This window comes from Streptomyces sp. NPDC004126 (assembly GCF_050275515.1).
GTDB lineage: Bacteria > Actinomycetota > Actinomycetes > Streptomycetales > Streptomycetaceae > Streptomyces.
The window spans coordinates 25,561-40,336 of the sequence record NZ_JBNNPF010000064.1 but is presented as its reverse complement, the minus strand read 5'-3'; the positions used below and the strand labels follow the sequence as shown (position 1 = coordinate 40,336).

The window sequence follows — 14,776 nt, the reverse complement described above, 5'->3', positions numbered from 1 at the left end:
GCGGGCTGGGCGGGCGGGGCGCGGGGGGGGCGCGGCGGGGCGGGGGGGGGGGGGGGGGGGGGGCGCCCCCCGGGGGGGGCCCCCCCCCCCCGCCCCCCCCCCCCCCGGGCCCCCCCCCCCCGCTTCCGTATGCCCGGAGCCGGTCCCGGCGGCGTGGAGCCGGGCCGGTTCGTGTGGCGGGGCGGCGTCCCGTCGCCGGGGGTGGCCGGTCGGTGCGGGAGGGTGCGGCCGAGGGGCGGTTCAGGCGTTCCGGTTGATCTCGCAGAGCGTGTCCTCGCCCCGCGCGAGTTCTGTGCCGCGGTCGAAGTCGAGGTAGCGGCCGGCGACGGTCCGCCGCAGCGCCACCCGGTCGCCCTCGCGCCATCGGAGCGACTCGACGCGCATCCGCCGTGTCGGCTCCAGCCGCACCTCCCACGGCACGTCGTCCAGCAGAGCGAGAGCGCCATCGGCACGGGCCGTCGAGGACGTCCACGACACCCTTTCAGATGTGGGAAGTGAGGCCGGTGACAGGGTCGTGGGAGATCAGCGTCGGCATCTCCGGGCAGTACTGCACGGTTTCGCCAGTCAGCAGAGCGCGTCTTTGACTCGTAGTCGCGATCTCGACCAGGAATCGCAGCACGGCGGCCACCCCCGCCCCGTCGAGGACGTCCTCGGGCCAGACGGAGAACTCGATCTCCTCCTCGAAGCAAGGCAGGGCGGCGAACCACACGGCGCCGAAGCGGGCTCGGAAGGAGAACGTAGTTGCCTCGCCCTCGGGGTCGTCTGCCCAGGCGTGGAAGAGGTCGGTGAAGAAGGGATGGGCGGGGTCGAGCTGGGGGTAGGGGTGCTCCACCTCGGTCTCGTCCGCCACAGCACGCAGCCGATCGAGGACCGCAATCCACTCGCCACGGGTCGTGTCAAGGACCCGAATATCCCTCAGGCTGCCGTCGAGATGGAAGACATCGCACATCCACGGCTCGGGCAGGCACCGCGCGCGGGCACCGTGCTCACGGGCGTGGACATCCTCGTGTGGCCTCTCGACCCGACCTCTCGCGCCCGTCTCGCTCATGGAACCAAGGTAAAAGGTCGCCACGGCGAAAGTACCCACCCAGCCAGTTCGGGGGTGGGGTGATCCCACTCTCCACGTCCTATGACATCCAAGATCCCCGACAGAGCTGGGAAACCGACCGCCCACACCCTCGGAGAGTTCACGGTGTACCTGACCACCGCTGCGCGCTCGGCCCCCGCCCACGACGACCTGGGTGCTCAGTTCCCGGTCGGGGGTGGCCAACGCGGGCAGGTCAACGGCACGCAGTACCGCGTCGACGGTTTCGTCCTGGTGCGGGTACAGCTGTCTGCTCACACCTGGCCTCAGGCTTGGGCGCCGACGTCGCTCTGGGGCGGGCGGGCGGGCCGCGCCGTCGTGTGTTTGGAGTGTGGTTCGGATGCGCCGTTCGGTACGCGAGGTCTATGACGAGTTCGAGCCGCAGGCTGCCTGGCGGTGGGCTGCCGGTACGGGCCTGGTCCCGCCGGCCGACGCCGGCCCAGGGCAGTGGTCGCGGGCGGTGGTGGAGGCCGCCGACCGGCTGACGGAGGCGTTGGGGGAGCCGTTGCGGTGCCGGCCGCGGGTGACCGCCTCGGCGGTCGGCCACCTCGTCCGCGCCGGGCTGCTGGTCTACCTCGGCGGCGACGCCGAGTTCCCCGACGTCCACCCGGATCAGGTGGCCGCCCTCGCCTGCCGCCGGGACCTGCCGGTGCTGCTGGACCGGCACGTTCCCCTCGGCCCGGACCAGGCCGCCCACCGCCTCGGGGTTCGCCGCGTCGACTTCGACGCCGTGGTGCGCCTCGGCTGGGTCGCCGCGGTGGGTTCGGTGGAGATCGACTACAAGCGGCAGGGCGGCGTCACGGTCGTCCCGCTCTACTCGGCCGAGGCGGTCGCGCTGCTCCCGGTGGCGCGGCCGTCGGTGGACTGGCGGGCGGTGTACGCCGCTCCCGCGGGCGCCCGCTCCCCGCTCGCCGCCCTTTCCCCGGCCGTCCCGGGCTGCGGTCCAGAGCTGGCGCCGCCGCCATGACGATTTCCCCGCCCCCGCGGGCGGTACGGAGGTGCACCCGCAGTTCGACCGTGCGGCGGTGGTGGGGTGGCTGCTGGCCCACGACAAGATCGGCATCCCGATCGGGATGCCGTCGGCCGCCCTGACCGTGGTCGGCCCGGGGCGCCGCACGGTCCGCTTCCGCCTTGACGGCCCGCACCTGGTCCTCGCCGAGGACGCCGAAGGGGAGGACGTGCTGTCCGGCTGGTCGACCGACGAGGATGCCGACGCCCTGGCCGCTCTGACCGAGGGCGAGTTCGGGGCGGCGCTGGGTCGGCTGACCGTGCCGGGGGCGGTGCCGCTGGCGGTAGTGGGCCGGGTGCGCGTAGGCGAGCGGTTTCGGTCGGGGGCAGGCGGTCTGCGGGTGACGCTGGCCTGGCCCGTGGGCCTGCGGGGTACGGCGGCGCCGTCCGGGGGAGTGGCCCATCACGCGGTCCTCGCCGCGGGCGGGGGCGTGGGCGCCGGCTGTCCGTGCGTGTGCCATGCCTGCGGTGGGGTCACCGCCGTGTCGTGGCGCCCGGATCACGGTCCGGCCGAGGGCCGGGCGAGCGAGAGCCACATCGAGGGCGGGATCCACTGCGCGGACCGCGCCCGCGTGCGCGCCGCTGCCCGTTCCTGAACGTCCCCCGACCATGTCGGGCACCCGGTCACCCGGCGGATGGGGTTGGGCGTTCGGGGGACGCTGTGAACGGTGTGCGGAGGGCTGGCGGCTCGGTTCCTGCTGGTAGCCGCAGGTTGCGGGGTTGCTGGCGCGCGGTGGGTCTCGTGCCGCTACCGGTTGTTAGACGACTCTCTGCGTGGCCATGAGAAGGGGTGACGGCGACACTTCCGTTGCACACGGGCTGTGATCGTGTCTGGGTCCTGGCTGCCTCTTCGTGTGCGACGACACGGTGAGCGCGAGCGAGTCTCGAAGTGTCCGCGAAGGCCCACGGCATATCGTGTACGGGGTCGCCTGCGGAGTTCGGGTGTTGCTCGGCCGGTGTCGGTCAGCCTCCGATGGCGCCGACGAGGACGATACAGACGAGCATCCCAACGGTGCAGCCGTCGGCGATCCATGCCCTTGTGTAACGCCGGACTGTACGGGAGTCCGTGCACAGGTCCCGCCGTTTCGTGCGCCAGGCCTTGATCTGGGCAACGGCCCGGTCGGTGGAGCCAACGAAGTGATCGATGATTGACCCGGCGAACCCGAAGGCCCCGATGTCGAGGGCTTGCGACGTGGTGATGGTCAGGGTCCCGCCGTTGTCGGCTGCCACGTTGGCCACGGTTCGGTAGGGAATGTCGTGGGTGAACACCGGATTCACCACGGACAGGACTCTCTCGCCGAGCACGATGCGTGACCCGGTGATTCGCCGGATGAAGGCGATCCCGCCCAAGCATGCAGCCATAACTGTGAGGGCGTCGGAGTCCAGCCCGCTGTCGGCCATACTCACCCATGCGCCGAGGACGAACCCTCCGAGCAACACGGTGAACAGCAGTGACAGGGCGACGAAGGACTTCCGCCGCAGCACCCTCCTGGCTTTTGTATGCACGGCGCCCCTTCTTTGACGGATCCCGGTCGATGTCTGAGCTCCGGGCCGGACCTTCCAATCTGTGGTGCCTTCTTAACAGTCGTTCGACTGCCGGTCATTGGGATTGACCAGGACCGATACGCGATCTGAACATCCTCGGACCAGGACGTGGTGAGTGCACGCGGGCGGGCCTTGTCGGGCTACATGATCCTTTGATGTTTGGGCAGGCTGGCGGTACTTCGGCCGTGCTCGGAACGGGAGCACGCTGTGGGCTGCGGAGGCTGCCGTGCTGATCGTGGACCCGGATGCGCTGCTGGTGGAACGGCGCCTGCGGGCCGGTCGGCTGACATGTCCGGTGTGTTCGTCGGTTCTGGCGCCGTGGGGCCATGGCAGGGCCCGGGAGATCCGGGGTGATCTGGGGGCTCGGCTGCTTCTGCGGCCGCGTCGTACGCGTTGTTCGGGCTGCGGCGTCACGCACATGCTGCTGGCGGAGGTGTCCTGGCCACGGCGGGCGGATGCGGCCGCCGTGATCGGGGCCGGGCTGGAGATAGCGGCCTTGGGAATGGGGCACCGGCGGGTCGCCGCGATGCTGGGCCTCGCCGAGGGCACGGTCCGCGGCTGGTTGCGGGCGTTCACTGGACGGGCGGAGGACGTCCGGCGGCATTTCACCATCGCTCTGGTCGCACTCGCCGATGACCCGGTGATGCCGGATGCGGCGCCGTCGACGCTCGCCGATGCCGTCTTGGCGGTCGCAGCGGCGCATCAGGCAGCCGTGGCGAGGTGGCCGCAGATGCTCACGGTGTCGCGGTGGGAGTTCGCCGGCCGGGTGATAGGCGGCAAGGTTCTGACCTCGCCTTCTACAGCCATTTGATCAACACGGGCCGTCCCTGGGCGGGATCGGGAGGTGCCGGAAGTCTTGATCGTGTCCGCCGGTGAAGCGGGGGCTCTGTTCGAGACGTGAGGTGGGTTGCCTATGTCACCGAGTGAGGATGAGGAACGTCGCCGGGCGGAGCGGGCCCGGCAGGTGCGGGTCGCCCGCGGCACGCTGGGTCCGGCACTACCGCGCGGGCGGGTTTCCCGCCCTGGTTCCCGCCCAGCGGCAGGTCACCCCGAGGACCCCGGTGGAGGTGCTGGACCTGGCGGCCGCGCTGAAGAAGGAGAACCCGGCCCGCACGGCCGCGCAGATCCAGCGGATCCTGCGGACGACGCAGGGCTGGTCGCCGACCGACCGGACCCTGCAGCGGCACTTCGCCGGCATCGGTCTCACGGGCACCGGCGAGGGCGGCCAGCCCAGCGTGTTCGGCCGGTTCGAGGCCACCTGCGGCAACGAGCTGTGGACCGGGGACGCCCTGCACGGACCGGAGATCTGCGGGCGCAAGACATACCTGTTCGCTTTCATCGACGATCACAGCCGGGCGATCGTGGGCCACCGGTTCGGGTTCGCCGAGGACACCGTCCGCCTGGCCGCAGCCCTGCGGCCAGCGCTGTCTTCCCGCGGCGTCCCGGAGTCGATCTACGTCGACAACGGGAGTGCCTTCGTGGACACGTGGCTCTTGCGGGCATGCGCGTCCCTGGCCGTTCGCCTCACCCATTCCAAGCCCGGACGCCCTCAGGGCCGAGGCGAAATCGAACGGTTCTTCCGCACCGTCCGTGACCAGTTCCTGGTCGAGCTTGATGACGAACGGGTCGGTCAGATTGAGCACCTCACTGAGCTGAACAGGCTTTTCACCGCGCGGGTGGAGACGGTCTATCACCGCACGGTGCACTCGGAGACCGGGCAGCCTCCGATCGAACGGTGGCCGGGTTCGATTCCCCGGCCGCTGCCGCTGCCCAGCCCCGCTGATCTTCGGGAGGCGTTTCTGTGGTCGGAGTTCCGGACCGTGACGAAAACCGCGACGGTCAGCCTGCACGGCAACAGCTACGAAGTCGACCCGATGCTGGCCGGGATGAAAGTCGAGCTGGTCTTCGACCCGTTCGACCTGACCGAGATCGAAGTGAGGGCCTCGGGGAAGACCGCGGGCAAGGCCGTCCCGCACCGGGTGGGCCGGCACACCCATCCGAAGGCGAGTCCGGAGACACCGCCGGAGCCGGCCCCACCGACTGGAATCGACCACCTGAAGATCCTCGACGCGACCCACACGAACGGCTTGGTCCTCGATGGCGAGTTGGTCGTCTGAGATGCCGAGGAGGGCCGGCTGTCGTTCCAGGCGTTGCAGCGCCGGGCCGCAGCCCGTGCCCGCGGCGGCGCCGCCTTGGCGGCCAGAACGTTCCCAGCCGAGTGGTGCAGGACGTAGTCGCCGCCTGGGTCCTCATTCCACGGCCGGCGGACTACGTGAAGGTGGTGCCCGTCGGCCAGCGGGATCGTGAAGACGGGTTGGGCGGGCGGGCTGCTCACAGCTGGGCGTGGAGGAACGTCCTCAGGTGGGGGTCGACCGCCTCGGCGTTGGTGAAGCTGAGGAAGTGCTTGCCCCTCTCGACGGTGACGAGGGGCTCCGACTTCGGGATGCCCGCCACGATCTGCTCGGCCGCCGCCACCGTGTACGCGGCGTCGTCCGTGCCGTGCAGGACCAGTGCCGGGCAGGTGATCTCGGGCAGGCGGGCCACGATGTCGTCCCGGCCCGCCAGCGCCTCGATGGCCAGGAGGACCTGCTCGGTGGGGTAGGCGCGCCACTTCCGCTCCCACTCCGGGTGGCGGGCGCCGCCCAGGCAGATGGCGGCGGTCTGCTCGATGAGCGCGTCGACGGGGCCCTGCTCGGCCCAGATGGCGGCGGACTGCCGGTAGGCAGCGGCTACCTCGGGGGCCTCCGCCGCGGCCGAGGTGCCGAGCAGCGCGAGCGCGGCGACGCGCTCCGGGGCGAGCAGCGCCATCCGCATGCCGATGAATCCGCCCTGGCTGGTGCCGATGACTGCCGCGCGGGCGATACCGAGGTGGTCGAGGAGGGCGAGTGCGTCGTGGGCAACGTCCCAGTAGTCGAAGGGCGCGTCGGCTGGGGTGCCGCCGTGGGCGCGTTCGTCCATCGTTATCAGCCTGAACTCGCCGCCGAAGTCGGCAACCTGGGCGGCGAACATCTCGCCGTCCATGAAGAAGCTGTGCAGGAGGAGGACGGCCGGTTGTCCGTCGCTCCCGTGGTCCCTGTAGTGCACCTGCTGGCCGTGGTCGGTCGTGATCGTGGGCATGGGGACCTCTCTGTCGCGGACAAGCACATGCGTAAACCGGGAACGGGCCAGTCTTACACATGAGGCCTTGTGAACGGGTCTGCTGGTGGCGCTGGTTGGTCGTCAGCGGGGGTTGGGTGGGTTGTGCCTGGTCTCTCCCTGGTGTGGTTTGTGATCTCGGCTGCCGTGGGGTGACCAGGGTGCCGGAAGGTCCGGTGTACGCGCCGGTTGTCCGCGTCGATGCCGCCTGCGAACTGCCGCAGTACCTCGCGCCGGGCAGTGACGAGGTGGTCCCCGCAAAGCCTCGCCGACCAGACCCGGTCCGGTGGGACGTGGCGGCCGGCCTCCGGCTCGTAGAACTCGGCAGCTGCTCCGCAGCGGCGGGCGCGGCGCGGGACCCTGAGGAGGCGTGGACGGGTTCCTCGGGAGGGGGTGTCCTTCGTGGCGTGCGCCGTCCTGACCGTGCTGGAGGACCCCTGTGACGCTCGACGGCGTCACCCAGGACTGTTTACCTCGACGAGTTCGCCAAACTTGAGCGAAGCGGCGGGGTATGCGGCGCATCTCCTCTGGGTTCGGTAGCGCGCCGGCGAGGTGATGTGGTGCACCTCGCCGGCCGCCGTGCTGGGCTTCACCTGCTGACGGCGAGCCTCACGATGGCGCTGCGGCCCTGGTAGAACTTGTCGATCTGGACGCGGGTGCCGTAGCCGCAGGCCCGTACCTCGTCCGCGTAGTTCCGTCCTTCCGGGGTGATCCGGACGACCGCGCACAGGGCGTCGCGACGGGTGTCCTCCACCCACCCGTCGACGTAGAGCGCGGTCTGGCCTTCGACCTGGCGGCAGGTCAGGGTCCAGCTGGCCTTTCCGGCGTCGGTTTTGGGGGATTCGCGGGTCGGGCAGGTGGCTGCGCCGGCGGGGGTGGCGGTGGCCATGACGGTCCCGCCGACCAGGACGGCAGTGGCCAGGAGGGCTCGGAGGGCAGGGGCCAGGCGCATAGGTCTTCCTTCCGTTGGGTTTGTGCCGACGGTAGGAGGCTTCGGGGCTGGGATGATCACCGTTACCACCAAGGGATGACGCGGTCCATCCCTGAGGGTGACCTGCTGGCAGCGGCGTCGGCGTACTCATCAATGTGCCCAGCGAGGTACGGCTGAACGGACTCTGCCGCTGGCCGGCTGCTGGACATTGCGGCCGGCTGTGGCGGCACGGATGTGGAGTTCACCCCCCGCTCCGTAGCTGTCTTGAGGACCGTCACCCGCCTGGGGTGGCGGCCCTTCGCCGTGCCGCGGCCCGCGCCCGTCGGCGGGGAGCACTGCCGCCAGCACTGGTGGGCCGTCGAAGCGAGCGGTTCACCCCCGCGTCCGCGGGGGTGTTCCGGACAGCAGCAGTCGGCTGGCGTAGACCCGTGGTTGGCCCGCTGGTCCCTGCGTTCCGGGAGGGTGTGTTTGATCTGCCTGCGCCGCATTTCGCGGACCTGGTGGCGGCGGGGTTCCTGCTGCGGCTGGGTGGTCCGGTGGATGTGCCGGTAGTGCACGCGGACGAGGTGGCAGCCCTCGCACGCCGCCGGGACCTGCCGGTCCTCCTCGACCGGTACGTCCCCCTCGGCCCGGACCAGGCAGCCCGCCGGCTCGGGGTCCGCGGCGTCGACTTCGACGCCGCGGTGCGGCTGGGTTTCGTCTCACCCGTGGGATCGGTGACGGTCGACTGCAAGCACCACGGCGGCGTCACCACGGTCCCGCTGTACTCCGCCGAGGACGTCGCCCTGCTCGCCGTCGCCCGGCCCCCGGTCGGCTGGCGGGCGGTGCGCGCTACCCGCGCGGGCCGCCGCTCCCTGCTCGCCTCCCTGGACCCGGTTGTCCCGGGCCGCGGTGGTTGCCTGGCGCCGCCGGCATGCCGACTTCCCCGCCCTGTCCGGCGGCACGGACGTGCTCCCGCAGTTCGGCCGGCCGGCGGTGGTGGCGTGGCTGCTGGCCCACGACAGGATCGAGGTGCCCGTGGGCATGCCGTCCGCGTCGCTCACCATGGTGGGCCCGGGGCGGCGCACGGTCCGGTTCCGCCTCGACGGCCCGCACCTGGCCCTCGCCGACGACGCCGAGGGGGCAGACGAGCTGCCCGGCTGGTCTACCGATGCGGACGCCGACGAGCTGGCTGCCTTGGCGGCGGGGGAGTTCGGGGCGGCGCTGGGCCGGCTGACCGCGCCGGGCACCGTGCCGTTGGCGGTGCTGGGCCGGGTGCGGGTGGTGGAGCGGTTCCGTTCGGGGTCGGGCGGCCTGCGGGTGACGCTGGCCTGGCCGGCCGGCCTGCGGGGAGCGGCCGCCCGGAACGGGGGTGTGGCCCATCACGCGGTCCTGCACGCGGGCGCGGGCGCCGGCTGCGGGTGCGTGCGCCATGCCTGCGGCGGGGTCACTGCCGTGTCCTGGTGCCCTGACCACGGGCCGGCCGAGGGCCGGGCGGCGGAGAACCACATCGAGGGCGGGGTCCACTGCGTGAACCGCGCCCGCCCGCGCCCCTGCCCGTCCCCCGACTGCGTCGGGCACCCGGCCACCCACGGGCATCCCCGCCCGGCCGCCGGGCCCGCAGGAGAGGCTGCGCGCATGGGCGCTTCATGGTGGGACCGGCAGGTGTGCGGGGCGGAGCCGGGCGGTCCCGCCCAGGGCCCGCGGCCGGGCCACGACTACGTCGAGCTGTCCGGCGGGCTGCTGGACGGGCTGCTGCTCGATGTGACGGGCTGGCCCGTCCAAGAGGTTGTGGACGGGGAGCTGACGACGCCTGTGCTCTTCGTTCCTGCTCGCCCGGTCCCGTGACCGCGTCTCCGTCCGGGAGGCGGCACGCACCCAGGCGGAGCCAGGGCAGGTATGAGTTCCGGGGCAGCCGTGCCCGAACGAGTGTGTTGGCCCTACCCGGCGTGGTCCCGCAGGTGATGGATGTCGCCCTTGTCGGAGGTGGGGGGCATGGTGGTCAGGGGTTGTCCGATGAGGTAGCGGCAGGTGTGGTTGCTCCAGCGGTTGACGCCGCCGGTGTACTTGCGCAGCCCGTCGGCGTAGCGGTGGACCTGCTCTCGCTGGTGTGCGGGGAGGTCGCAGTCTTCGATCTGGTCGCTGGCTGCTTCGAGGTCGTCTGCCGCGGCCGCGGCCATATCGGCGATCTCGTACAAGGTGTCCTGCACGGAGAGGCCGTGCTGCTCGGACAGCAGCCGCACGAAGGTCCCCTCGCTGCGGCCGGCCAGGTATTCCTTGATGAAGGATCCGGCGTCGTTGTAGAGCATCGCGTAGTCGCTGCAGGCATTCTCCAGCAGCCTCACGAGGGGGTGCTGGTAGATCTCGTCGGGCAGGTCGATCCGGGAGATCCAGGTGACCAGCGCGAAGTAGACGGGCATCGCCGCCGATGCGCGGCGGTTGGCCACGTAGTCGGGCAGGGAGGCAAACCCGGTCTGGCCTTCGCATGCCTTGACCTCTTGGCGTGACGATGCCCCGTACAGGTGCATGGCCTTGAGGAACTGTTCGGCGCAGCGGTCGGTCATGTCCAGGGCGCGCATGCGGGTGAAGATGTCGTCGAAGGGGGCCAGTTCGACGGTGCCGAGGGATTCCAGCATCGTGCAGGCCGACAGGTTGGTGTCGAGGGTGGTGCGGCGGTCCATCTGGTCATCCAGCCCTACCACCCACTGGTGGAAGTCGCTCAGGGCCCGGACCTGTCCTGCGGTGGCGTCGGGATAGACCCAGGAGGAGAAGCCCCCGATGTCCTCGCGCTGGAGCCGGTCGTACACCTGAGGTTCCAGCGTCACCGTCTGCCGCAGCCACCGATCGCTTGCTTCCGTGGCCGCGGAGTGGAAGTAGTTGCACTGGACCGGAAAGGGCCTCGCTCGTTCGGTGAGGTCGTGCCACGGAGTTTTCAGCTGACTGAGGAGTGTGCCGTCCCACAGGCGTGGCGAAGCGTCCGGACTGAGGTAGGTGTCGTAGGGGTGACCGTTCGCTGACACAGAACCCATCGCGGGCAGCCTCTCGTCGAAATCGGGTGACACCGGCTCGGCCGCCGGGCGGGTCGCTCCGTGCTGGGCATGGCGTTCCCCCATCACGCGAGCGACTCATGCTGTCCTCCACACCATCTGCCCCGCCAGGGAACACAGTCGGTCGCGAACGTCGACCGCCTGTCGGTAGTGGTCAAGGCCGCCAGAGCCTGCCCATGGCGGTCACGGATCATGCGCTCCACGCTTTGCCCGGCACCGGACGCCTTGAGCGCGGAGTGCACGCAACAGGCTCCCTGGATCTCGCGTACGGCGCTGAAGGCCACGGGCAGGACCTCCTGCGACGCCTCGGAGCCGAGGAACTCGCCCGGGTCGGCCAAGGCCCGTGTACACCGCTGCCCCGCCCACAGTGCCTTTGGGCAGGGCGACGACCAGCCGGCCGGTCAGCCCCGCCCCCAAGGGCAGCCCTCTCCCGACAAGCGTCTGCCCGGACTTCGCGGCGTCGGCCGGGACCGGCTCACACTCCGGTGGCAGCCCGCGGTGCTCCAGCTCGGCCCGCAGCCCCGGCGCCAGCGCGAGCGCCCGGGTCGGCCGCTGCAGCCGGCACTCCCGCCGCTCGCCGCCCGGCCCGGAGGCGGGCCTGTGCTGCGCGCCGTGGTGCGCCCTGGAGCGGGGCTCCCGCCCGCGCGTGCGATGCGCCGGTTTGGCGTCAGTGGGTGTTGGCAGTGACGGGTTGTCAGTCGGGCCTGTTGTGGAAGTGGGCAAGGAGGCCTCCCTCGCCTGCGCGGAACGGGTCGGCTACGTCCTGGAGGGAACCCACCGCGCCCGCACGGTCCAGAACGGGTCCCGCCGGGACGCCTGGATAGCGTCCTTGCTGCCCCAGGACCTGGACCGGCCGTCGTCGATCCCAGATCCGGCAGGTACGGCGCACTGAGGAGGCGAACACCGTCATCGTTCCCGAACCCTCTCGGCCTGCACCTCCGGGGCGGCCCGCGCCCGACGTGTCGATCTTGACGGGTGAGGATCCCGGCACGTTGTGGGGCGCGGGAACGACAGGGGGAGATGGGCGAGGACATCGACGCCGCGACAAGGGCGGCCGCGCGTGGGGGCAGGCGGCCGCGGCCCTGGTGCTGGTGCCGGTGCTCGCACTGGGCCTGTGGTGGTGGGGGGGGAGGGCGAAGGGAACCATGACCGTCGGAAGCCGTCCACCTGTGCAGACGCGGACACCGCGAAGACGCCTGGGCGCGCGTCCGGCCGGGAACTGTGCGAGGCCCTGTACCAGCCCGGACTCGACGCCCTGCTGGGCATACCGGGCCGGGAGGCGCGGACGGTGAGCGGAGGCAGCAGGTCGTTCCGGCCCGGCGGCACGGGCGAGGCGATCGTCATGCCGACCGCCAAGGTGGAGTTCGAGGGGTACACGGTGACGCTGGACGCCGGCTACGGCGGCCTCCCCGTGGGACGTACGGCTCGGCTGATGGGAGACACCGTGCCGGGACGCACGGTACTGGGCCGCCCGGCGGCCCTCTACTCGGACCAGACCCTGCAGATCCGGTTCCGGCTCGACGGAAGCGACTCCTCCAGCGGCCCGGGCGTTCCGGCACGGGTCCTGTCGGTGGCCAAGGACGTTCAGGACCAAGGCGATTCGTTCGAACTGAGCGTCTGGCGGACCGACGGCGGCCTCCGGGACGATGCGGCGCTGCTGCGCGTCGCGGAGAAGGTCTTGCCGACCGTCCCGGGGTGGTCCCCAGCCGGCTGACGCCGCGGCCGACGCGCGGGCGTGCCGGTCGTCGCTCTACAGGTCGGTGTACGGGGGGATGACGCGGATGATGGCGATCAGCGTCAGGCGGGGCAGGGGCAGGGCGTAGAACCAGCCGTCGGCCAGGAGAGGGATGCGGCGGACTCCGCCCGGCACGCCCCGGCGGGCGCCTTCGCCGATGTCGGTGACGTCGACGCCGACATCGGCGAGGGCGACAAGCTCGTCCGAAAGCCGTTCCACCTCGGCCACGACGTGGCCGGGCAGTCCTTTGACCACGTGCTCGGCGTCAGGGTCGTACTCCCACCCCCAGCCGCTCAAGACTCCCCGCCATGGGACAGCCCGGCCTCGGCGGCTGCCTTGTCGATGATCTGTCCGATCTCCGCGGCGATCGCCCGCGCCTCTTCCAGGTCGGTGACCTCGGCGGCCCGCGCCTCGAGGAGGCGCAGCCGGGCGGCCTGCTGGGGGTGGCGTTCGATGGCGACGTGCAGGGCCCACTGGCGCAGGAACCTGCGCATGGGCGCGGAGCTGACGTCTTGGCGGGCGCGGGCGACGGCCTCGGCCCGCTCGGCGTCGAAGGTCGCGACCAGATCGGGTGCGAGCCGGGAGAGCGCTGCGCGCAGCTCTTCGGCGCGGGCGGCCGGCTGGGGCAGGCCGGGCTCGTGGGAGGGTTCGGGGGCGGTGCTCATGCCGCGTCCTGTTCGGGCTGCTGCTGCTGCCGGCGGTGGGCGGCGGTCAGGGTGGAGACGTGCTGGCGTGACCATCCCACGCGGGCGGCGACCGCGGCCGGTCCGCCGCGCCCGTGGCCCGCGGCGATCCGCCCGGCTGCCTCGCCGAGCGCGGCCCGCGCCTGCTCCAGGGCGGCCGCGCACGCTTCCACCTGCTGGGTGAGCCGGTCGAGCTCGCGGGTTTCCGGCGCAGTCAGGCCGACGCGGGGTACGGGTCCGGAGGTAGTCATGAAGGCGACCTTGCCCCACGCGTACCGCAAACGCAAGCGCGATTGACAAACAGAGGGTGCGGGAACTACCCGCCATGAGGAGCCGACCGTGCTGGAGCGGGTATCGGAGTGGCAAGCCGTCGGCCTCGCTGACCGCACCGGTGACGGCCGCCGTACGGTCCGGTTCCGGCTCGACGGTTCGCACCTGGTCTTGGCCGAGGGTCCTGACCGGGCAAAAGGCGAAACCGGCCATCAGGATGCGCGAACTGAGCACTGCGTGACCGGACCGACGATCGGCCACAACGTCAGGACCCGTTCGCTCCCACGTCCGTAGCCGGGAGCCCAGGCATGTGCCGCTTGAACCGCGGATGCGCGGTCCGCTCGATCGACGTCATCCCGAGGCACTGCAACCGCTCGATCGGCGACAGGCGGAAGGGCAAAGCGTGGCTGTGACCTCACGGCGAAGCCCCCGCAGGCGACGCCGTAGGCGCCCGTACGCGGACCGGGCCGGCACTTGATGACCTCCACTGCCGGGCTCAATGCCGGTGATGGGCGCTCGAGTTGGCGGGTGAGTATTTCATTCGGCGAGAGCGTTGCGACCTGTCGGGAGGTCGCGGTCACCCGTTCCGGCCCGGGCGGTCTTCCTGTTGTGCCAGGGGGGTGACGGCCCAGCCGTGTTCCAGCAGGGCGAACAGGTCGCGCATGGTCCTGGCCGGGTCTTCGCTCGCGCGGGCGATGCCGGGGGTCTCCAGGGCGAAGCGCGCCAGGCCGGAGACGGCGGGGGAGTCGGGGGCGAGCCCGGTGGCCTCGGCGAGGGCGGCGGCCAGCGTGTTCTCGTGGCGTGACCACATGCGCCGGGCGTAGTCCCGCAGGGCGGGGGTGGATTCGACGAGGACGAAAGTCGGGTCGTCGGTCCGCACGGCCGTTCGTGAGTGCACCATGTGGTCGCGCAGGGCGTGCAGCACGGGCTGGCCGGGGGCCCGATCGCGAACGGCGGCGACCAGGGCGCTCTCGATGTCCGCGTCCAGGTCGAAGACCAGGGCTTCCTTGCTGGGGAAGTGCTTGAAGAGCGTGCTCAGCGAGACGTCGGCCGCCTCTGCCACCTCGCGCACCCCGACGTTGTCGAAGCCGTGCTCGGTGAACAGCCGCACCGCGGCATCCGCCAGGGCCTGCCTCGTATGGGCCTTCTTGCGTTCGCGGCGTCCTGTCGTTGTCTCGGTCATGCCCCCACCTTACCCCCTTGAGGGGATCTGATCTCAAAGGTTAGCGACTCAAAAATCGGAGCGGTTGTACTTTTGTATCTGCTGTGCTTCTGTGAGTGGGGACGCCTGACCGGCACTCAGCTGCCGGAACCGCAGGACGCGTTCCCGCACCAGACCAACTGATCCGCCGTGCCCGG

Annotated in this window: 16 protein-coding genes; 6 read left to right on the top strand and 10 right to left on the bottom strand. The window is 71.4% G+C overall.

Going from position 1 to position 14,776, the window contains the following annotated elements; all coding sequences use genetic code 11:
- Window positions 1-240: 240 nt before the first annotated feature.
- Entirely contained in the window at window positions 241-477 is a 237-nt protein-coding gene (locus ACQKM2_RS35955) for a hypothetical protein (protein WP_427717237.1), read from the bottom strand.
- 4 nt (window positions 478-481) lie between these two features.
- Window positions 482-1,048, bottom strand: a complete 567-nt coding sequence (locus ACQKM2_RS35950) for a hypothetical protein (protein WP_427717236.1) — start codon at window positions 1,046-1,048, stop codon at window positions 482-484.
- Window positions 1,049-1,424: 376 nt separating this feature from the next.
- Here ACQKM2_RS35950 and ACQKM2_RS35945 point away from each other — a divergent pair, with 376 nt between their 5' ends.
- Complete coding sequence (locus ACQKM2_RS35945) at window positions 1,425-2,051, top strand: hypothetical protein (protein WP_427717234.1); 627 nt, start codon at window positions 1,425-1,427, stop codon at window positions 2,049-2,051.
- Between the two features lie 31 nt (window positions 2,052-2,082).
- A complete protein-coding gene (locus ACQKM2_RS35940) occupies window positions 2,083-2,688 on the top strand; it encodes a hypothetical protein (protein ID WP_427717233.1) in 606 nt (201 codons plus the stop codon).
- A 367-nt stretch (window positions 2,689-3,055) separates the two neighbouring features.
- Here ACQKM2_RS35940 and ACQKM2_RS35935 read toward each other — a convergent pair whose 3' ends face one another.
- Entirely contained in the window at window positions 3,056-3,598 is a 543-nt protein-coding gene (locus ACQKM2_RS35935; protein WP_427717231.1) for a hypothetical protein, read from the bottom strand.
- A gap of 265 nt (window positions 3,599-3,863) precedes the next feature.
- Here ACQKM2_RS35935 and ACQKM2_RS35930 point away from each other — a divergent pair, with 265 nt between their 5' ends.
- Together ACQKM2_RS35930 and ACQKM2_RS35925 are read left to right on the top strand one after the other, a co-directional pair.
- Window positions 3,864-4,448, top strand: a complete 585-nt coding sequence (locus tag ACQKM2_RS35930; RefSeq protein WP_427717230.1) for a hypothetical protein — start codon at window positions 3,864-3,866, stop codon at window positions 4,446-4,448.
- A 250-nt stretch (window positions 4,449-4,698) separates the two neighbouring features.
- Window positions 4,699-5,754 (top strand): DDE-type integrase/transposase/recombinase, encoded by a 1,056-nt coding sequence (locus ACQKM2_RS35925; RefSeq protein ID WP_427717228.1) that lies wholly within the window; start codon window positions 4,699-4,701, stop codon window positions 5,752-5,754.
- Window positions 5,755-5,968: 214 nt separating this feature from the next.
- Here ACQKM2_RS35925 and ACQKM2_RS35920 read toward each other — a convergent pair whose 3' ends face one another.
- Together ACQKM2_RS35920 and ACQKM2_RS35915 are read right to left on the bottom strand one after the other, a co-directional pair.
- The gene (locus tag ACQKM2_RS35920; protein WP_427717227.1) at window positions 5,969-6,754 is read right to left on the bottom strand and encodes an alpha/beta fold hydrolase; all 786 of its coding nucleotides are present in this window, start codon (window positions 6,752-6,754) and stop codon (window positions 5,969-5,971) included.
- A 607-nt stretch (window positions 6,755-7,361) separates the two neighbouring features.
- Entirely contained in the window at window positions 7,362-7,724 is a 363-nt protein-coding gene (locus ACQKM2_RS35915) for a hypothetical protein (protein ID WP_427717226.1), read from the bottom strand.
- Window positions 7,725-8,594: 870 nt separating this feature from the next.
- Between ACQKM2_RS35915 and ACQKM2_RS35910 the strand changes: the two genes are divergently transcribed.
- Entirely contained in the window at window positions 8,595-9,530 is a 936-nt protein-coding gene (locus tag ACQKM2_RS35910; protein ID WP_427717224.1) for a hypothetical protein, read from the top strand.
- Between the two features lie 92 nt (window positions 9,531-9,622).
- Here ACQKM2_RS35910 and ACQKM2_RS35905 read toward each other — a convergent pair whose 3' ends face one another.
- Window positions 9,623-10,507 carry a terpene synthase family protein gene (locus ACQKM2_RS35905; RefSeq protein ID WP_427717222.1) on the bottom strand — a complete coding sequence of 295 codons (885 nt, stop codon included), beginning with the start codon at window positions 10,505-10,507 and terminating at the stop codon, window positions 9,623-9,625.
- Between the two features lie 1,216 nt (window positions 10,508-11,723).
- Between ACQKM2_RS35905 and ACQKM2_RS35900 the strand changes: the two genes are divergently transcribed.
- Entirely contained in the window at window positions 11,724-12,443 is a 720-nt protein-coding gene (locus ACQKM2_RS35900; RefSeq protein ID WP_427717221.1) for a DUF6215 domain-containing protein, read from the top strand.
- A gap of 36 nt (window positions 12,444-12,479) precedes the next feature.
- Here the strand turns inward: ACQKM2_RS35900 and ACQKM2_RS35895 are convergent, their stop codons facing one another.
- The 4 genes from ACQKM2_RS35895 to ACQKM2_RS35880 all read right to left on the bottom strand — a co-directional run bounded on the left by ACQKM2_RS35895 (window position 12,480) and on the right by ACQKM2_RS35880 (window position 14,600).
- A complete protein-coding gene (locus tag ACQKM2_RS35895; RefSeq protein WP_427717219.1) occupies window positions 12,480-12,761 on the bottom strand; it encodes a hypothetical protein in 282 nt (93 codons plus the stop codon).
- Window positions 12,758-13,129 carry a DUF6247 family protein gene (locus ACQKM2_RS35890; protein WP_427717218.1) on the bottom strand — a complete coding sequence of 124 codons (372 nt, stop codon included), beginning with the start codon at window positions 13,127-13,129 and terminating at the stop codon, window positions 12,758-12,760. Before ACQKM2_RS35890 ends, ACQKM2_RS35895 begins: the two co-directional genes overlap by 4 nt.
- The gene (locus ACQKM2_RS35885; protein WP_427717217.1) at window positions 13,126-13,398 is read right to left on the bottom strand and encodes a hypothetical protein; all 273 of its coding nucleotides are present in this window, start codon (window positions 13,396-13,398) and stop codon (window positions 13,126-13,128) included. The genes ACQKM2_RS35890 and ACQKM2_RS35885 overlap by 4 nt, the downstream gene beginning before the upstream one ends.
- Before the next feature lie 596 nt (window positions 13,399-13,994).
- Window positions 13,995-14,600, bottom strand: a complete 606-nt coding sequence (locus ACQKM2_RS35880; protein WP_427717216.1) for a TetR/AcrR family transcriptional regulator — start codon at window positions 14,598-14,600, stop codon at window positions 13,995-13,997.
- Window positions 14,601-14,776 lie beyond the last annotated feature (176 nt).